The organism is Acidisphaera rubrifaciens HS-AP3 (genome assembly GCF_000964365.1).
Taxonomy (GTDB): domain Bacteria; phylum Pseudomonadota; class Alphaproteobacteria; order Acetobacterales; family Acetobacteraceae; genus Acidisphaera; species Acidisphaera rubrifaciens.
In genome coordinates this window covers 1-2820 of sequence record NZ_BANB01000968.1, presented here as the reverse complement: position 1 = coordinate 2820, position 2820 = coordinate 1, and the positions used below count along the sequence as shown (strand labels likewise).

At 62.9% G+C, this 2820-nt stretch carries 3 protein-coding genes and 1 tRNA gene; 3 read left to right on the top strand and 1 reads right to left on the bottom strand.

Features of this window, described 5'->3' with window-relative positions; translation table 11 throughout:
* Positions 1–131: 131 nt before the first annotated feature.
* Together B8460_RS19425 and B8460_RS21335 are read left to right on the top strand one after the other, a co-directional pair.
* Positions 132–347, top strand: coding sequence for a hypothetical protein (locus tag B8460_RS19425; RefSeq protein WP_048863279.1), 216 nt, complete (start codon positions 132–134; stop codon positions 345–347).
* 206 nt (positions 348–553) lie between these two features.
* Positions 554–844 (top strand): hypothetical protein, encoded by a 291-nt coding sequence (locus tag B8460_RS21335; protein ID WP_148360726.1) that lies wholly within the window; start codon positions 554–556, stop codon positions 842–844.
* Between the two features lie 745 nt (positions 845–1589).
* Here the strand turns inward: B8460_RS21335 and B8460_RS19420 are convergent.
* A tRNA-Lys gene (locus B8460_RS19420) sits at positions 1590–1665 on the bottom strand.
* A gap of 131 nt (positions 1666–1796) precedes the next feature.
* Here B8460_RS19420 and B8460_RS19415 point away from each other — a divergent pair.
* Positions 1797–2705 (top strand): ABC transporter permease subunit, encoded by a 909-nt coding sequence (locus B8460_RS19415; protein WP_048863278.1) that lies wholly within the window; start codon positions 1797–1799, stop codon positions 2703–2705.
* Positions 2706–2820: the final 115 nt, after the last annotated feature.

The following is a 2820-nucleotide window of genomic DNA, read 5'->3' as shown; positions in this document are numbered from 1 at the left end:
CGCGGCGTCGGGCGGGGGTGTGGTAGTGGTGGGGATAGCCTTGGGCATCGGGTGAACTCCGTGCTCGGGGTTAGGCCGGGCGTGTGAAGCTGGCACTTCCCGCCCGGCCGTATTCATGTCATCACTAAACCATGACCGCGTCAATCCGTGCATACACGAAAGTCCGCCGGGCGCCGAAGCCGGGCAGCATGATCGGCGTGCGCCTTCAAGACGACGCCCTCGCCGCCCTCGACGCATGGATCACCCGCCAGCCGGACGCTCCGAGCCGGCCGGAGGCGATACGGCGGCTTATCGAGACGGGGCTCCGCGCCGAGGGCGAGGCGCGGGACGCGGGGCGCGCCGTCTAACCCGTTGATATTGTTCCCGTCCCCAAATCTGGGGCGTTGCCATCAGTTCGGGCGCGGCGCTAAGACATCCTGTGTCGTGGTTGGGGGTATGCTGGCAGCGCTTAGGCGGGCGCGTACACTCAAAATTAATCTTTTCGGCCCCATATGTTGGAGCTTGAAAGCGCGTATACGTTTTTCGGAAGGTCGCAATCGGGAGCTAGCTAACCATGAACCACGATCACAGCAGACCGACGCAGGCCGATCTGAATTATCCCACCTTCCAGGCGAAGCTTTCTGATCTGCTCGACTCGCACCCTGGAAAGTTTGTCGTGCTGCACGACGGAGAAATCGTCGAAGTTCTTGACACCCTTGCCGATGCCGTCGTTTGCGGTAAAAATAAGTTCGGCGACATCAGGCTATTTTCGATTCAGGAAGTGGTTTCGACGCCTGTAACGCTCGGATATTATTCGTATGCCATGCATAATAATTCCGTTCAATCCGATAGGGCCGTTGCTTGAGATTGGCATCTCGCCACCGGCTTCTCTGTTGCAGAGTGGTGCGGCTGCACCGCCGGTAACTTGGATTAAGGCAATTGCCGATACGGGATGTAGCCATACGTCACTTTTCTCTGGTGTCGCAAAATCTGCCCAGTTACCCGTCGTAGGCAAGGTACAAGTTCACAATACGTCGCAGAGTGTCTCCGCAGATAACTATTTAGGAGACCTCTTTTTAAGGTGTGTGTTGCCTGGTCAAAAAGTATTTGAATTTCCATTCCGAAACAGAAATTTCGTCGAGTTGCATCAAGCTGGACCCAACCACAGTGCTCTGTTGGGTATGGATATAATCAGTCTCGGGGTTTTCACGACTAACGGGATGTTGCAGATGGCTACCTTTTGTTGGTAGTAAACCGACTATTTCCCGAAGCGTAGAAAGGTTTATTCGCTAGACCTTTGGTTTTCCCGCCGGTGGCACTGTCATTGCCGACGCACTCGCCTTAAACGTTCAATTTCCTAGCGTCGGGAAGTTGAAATCCATTGCGCGCGCCCGCTTCTGCCCAGCGCCAGAAATAGGCACCCGCCGATCCTTCCAGCACCTCAAGCGCGAAAGGTCCCGCACTGCCGGGCGCCAGACGTGCCCTATGGCCGGGACGTGTAGCGCACTCGGACACACCGCCCGACTTGCGGACACAGTGCGGACAATTTCCGCCGCATATTCGCGGGGCCGCCGGACCTCACGCTAACTGTTTGATTTCCTTGGCGGAAGTGGTGGGTGCAGTAGGATTCGAACCTACGACCCGCTGATTAAGAGTCAGCTGCTCTACCAACTGAGCTATGCACCCGCCCGCGGGCGGGTCTGCTAGCAAGCCCGTCCCCGGTTGGCAAGCCGGCGCCGGCGCCGGTCTCCCCCGACGCGGCGGGCGCGTGGTAGGGCGAGGCGGGGCCAAGCGGGGCCGGGGGCGGGGGGACGGGCGTGGCGTATGCGCTGCAGCAGGCGGTGAACGGCATCACGCTGGGCATGATCTACGGGCTGATCGCCCTCGGCTACACGATGGTCTACGGCATCCTCGGCATGATCAACTTCGCCCATGGCGACGTGTTCATGATGGGCGCCTTCCTCGCGCTGATCGTGCTGGTGGGGCTGGCGGGGGTGACCGCCGTGCCGCTGGCGATCGCGGCGGCGCTGATCTTCGCGGTCGCGATCGCGGCGCTGTACGGCTGGACGATGGAGCGGGTGGCCTATCGCCCGCTGCGCGGGTCGTTCCGCCTCGCGCCGCTGATCTCGGCGATCGGGCTGTCGATCACCTTGCAGAACTTCGTGCAGGCGGCGCAGGGCGCGCGGGTCAAGCCGATCCCGGCGCTGGTGCCGGGCGGCTTCACCCTGCTGGCGGACCCGGCCTTTCCGGTGCGGGTCGGCTGGATGCAGGTGGCGGTGATCGTGGCGACGCTGCTGGTGCTCGGCGGCCTGACCTGGCTGGTGCAGGGCACCGGGTTCGGCCGCGCCATGCGCGCCTGCGAGCAGGACAGCGTGATGGCGGCGCTGCTGGGCATCGACACCGACCGGGTGATCAGCCTGACCTTCGTGCTCGGCGCCGCGCTGGCGGCGGTGGCGGGGCTGATGTTCCTGCTGTCCTACGGGGTGATCGACTTCTTCATCGGCTTCATCGCCGGCATCAAGGCGTTCACCGCCGCGGTGCTGGGCGGCATCGGCAGCCTGCCGGGCGCGGTGCTGGGCGGGCTGCTGATCGGGCTGATCGAGGTGTTCTGGTCGGCGTATTTCTCGATCGCCTACAAGGACGTGGCGGCGTTCTCCATCCTGATCCTGGTGCTGATCTTCCTGCCCAGCGGGCTGCTCGGCCGCAGCGACGTCGAGAAGGTCTGATGCCGCGTTCGGCGCTGCGCGACGCGGGTTCGGTCAGCGCGCTGCGCGACGCGGGGCTCTCCGCGCTGGTGGCGGCGGGGCTGTTCGCGGCGATCGTCGGGCTGCGCACGGTGCC

Bases quoted from the DNA above. Each gene is read 5' to 3' on its own strand.
- B8460_RS19425 (WP_048863279.1), top strand. From the start codon at position 132: ATGACCGCGTCAATCCGTGCATACACGAAAGTCCGCCGGGCGCCGAAG.
- B8460_RS21335 (WP_148360726.1), top strand. From the start codon at position 554: ATGAACCACGATCACAGCAGACCGACGCAGGCCGATCTGAATTATCCC.